Source organism: Streptomyces sp. CAI-85 (genome assembly GCF_013363615.1).
GTDB lineage: Bacteria > Actinomycetota > Actinomycetes > Streptomycetales > Streptomycetaceae > Streptomyces > Streptomyces antibioticus_B.
This window is the reverse complement of sequence record NZ_JAANNX010000211.1, coordinates 1-914: the sequence shown is the minus strand read 5'-3', so window position 1 is coordinate 914 and position 914 is coordinate 1. Positions and strand designations below refer to the sequence as shown.

Below are 914 nucleotides of genomic sequence, written 5' to 3'. Positions count from 1 at the left end.
ACGGAGAAGTACGGCGCCGACAAGGTCGCCATGATCGGCACCTACGGCAAGATCAAGGCCAAGAACGCCATCAAGGACTCCGCGCGCGTGCTGGGCTACCCGTACGCCATGGGCGACCGGCTCACCAAGGCCATGCCCGCCGACGTCCTCGGCAAGGGCATCGACCTCGACGGCATCACCAACCCCTCCCACCCGCGCTACAGCGAGGCGGGCGAGATCCGGGCGATGTACGAGAACGAGCCGGACGTGAAGAAGGTCATCGACACCGCCAAGGGCGTCGAGGGCCTGGTCCGCCAGATGGGCGTGCACGCCGCCGGCGTGATCATGTCCAGCGAGCCGATCGTCGACCACGCCCCGATCTGGGTGCGGCACACCGACGGCGTCACCATCACGCAGTGGGACTACCCGCAGTGCGAGTCGCTCGGCCTGCTGAAGATGGACTTCCTCGGCCTGCGCAACCTCACGATCATGGACGACGCCGTCAAGATGGTGAAGGCCAACAAGGGGATCGAACTCGACCTCCTGGCCCTGCCGCTGGACGACCCCAAGACCTTCGAACTGCTCCAGCGCGGAGACACCCTCGGCGTCTTCCAGTTCGACGGCGGCCCCATGCGCTCGCTGCTGCGTCTGATGAAGCCCGACAACTTCGAAGACATCTCCGCCGTCTCCGCGCTCTACCGTCCCGGCCCGATGGGCATGGACTCGCACACCAACTACGCGCTGCGCAAGAACAAGCTCCAGGAGATCACCCCGATCCACCCGGAGCTGGAGGAGCCCCTCGAAGAGGTCCTCGCGGTCACCTACGGCCTGATCGTCTACCAGGAGCAGGTGCAGAAGGCCGCCCAGATCATCGCCGGCTACTCGCTCGGCGAGGCCGACATCCTGCGCCGCGTGATGGGCAAGAAGAAGCCCGA

At 66.1% G+C, this 914-nt stretch carries 1 pseudogene; it reads left to right on the top strand.

Going from position 1 to position 914, the window contains the following annotated elements:
* Positions 1-914 (top strand): annotated as a pseudogene (locus G6W55_RS37830) (DNA polymerase III subunit alpha); the annotation flags it as partial.